This is a genomic window from Xanthovirga aplysinae, from assembly GCF_009711365.1.
Taxonomy (GTDB): Bacteria; Bacteroidota; Bacteroidia; order Cytophagales; family Cyclobacteriaceae; genus Xanthovirga; species Xanthovirga aplysinae.
The window spans coordinates 1-978 of the sequence record NZ_SMMB01000281.1 but is presented as its reverse complement, the minus strand read 5'-3'; the positions used below and the strand labels follow the sequence as shown (position 1 = coordinate 978).

1 protein-coding gene is annotated in these 978 nt (G+C 42.1%); it reads right to left on the bottom strand.

Annotation, left to right across the window (positions count from 1 at the left end):
- Window positions 1-978 (bottom strand): hypothetical protein (locus E1171_RS23335; protein ID WP_187696133.1); only part of this gene is annotated, 978 nt, incomplete at both ends.

Genomic DNA, 978 nt, shown 5'->3' with positions numbered 1-978 from the left:
TCTGGCGAAGCGTGAATTTCCACGAACATACAAGGCCAGGCCTTCTTTTAATGCGGTATTAACAGCTAAAGACCCATCTAGTTCAGCTGAACCTGAGGTTTCCAAGTTACCATTTATGCTTAATCCTGTATCCGAAATGGAAGCCATGTTGACCCCATTAGCCCAGAAAAATAAATCCCCCACATTATTGGAAAGGGCCATGGAAGTATTGGTTTTGGTGTTAAAGCCGATAAATCCTTGACGCACTTCTCCGTTGCTTTCATAGAAACCAATGACATTATTATTTTCATTTCCTTCTGTGGGGCCCAGTATTCTTAGGGTTTCACCCAGGCCGGTCGACTGAATGTAGAGGCGATTACTGATGGTTGTCCGACCAAAAGAGGCATTTTCTGCATTTAAGTACCCCTCAAATTCAGCAGATCCGGATGCTTTGAGGTTTCCATCAATCTCTGTGCTTTTTAAAAGTAATGGATATTCCCTATGGCTTTTTTGGAAATAACTTCTAATGGTATGTTCTCCTTCATCATTGGCAATATGCCAGAAAGTAGATCCAAGGTTCTCAAGTTCAGGAGGTTTAACATTCCCTTTGTTATCATAAACAGCACTTTCATTACTACTAAATTTGAGATCATAGGCAGAAATCCTGTTACCAAAGATTGCAGTGCCACTGGCCTTAAGGTTTCCTTGGACGTCTAATTTTTCAGAAGGTACTCCTGATCCTATGCCTACGAAACCTGTTTCCCCAGTGATTAATAACCTTCTTGCCAGGGAACCCTTACGTCCTGTGGCAATCGAAAAAGAACGGTTCCAGTTGGTTCCTTGGTATGAATCATCGGGGCTTACTACTTCTATTACAAAATCCTTCTGGTTGGTCCCCTCATCATCGGAGGTGATCTTATTCACGCTTTCATAACTCCCAAATTCAATATAATTCGCTCCTCCCGTTTCTCTAGCGAAGCGTGAATTTCCACGAACATA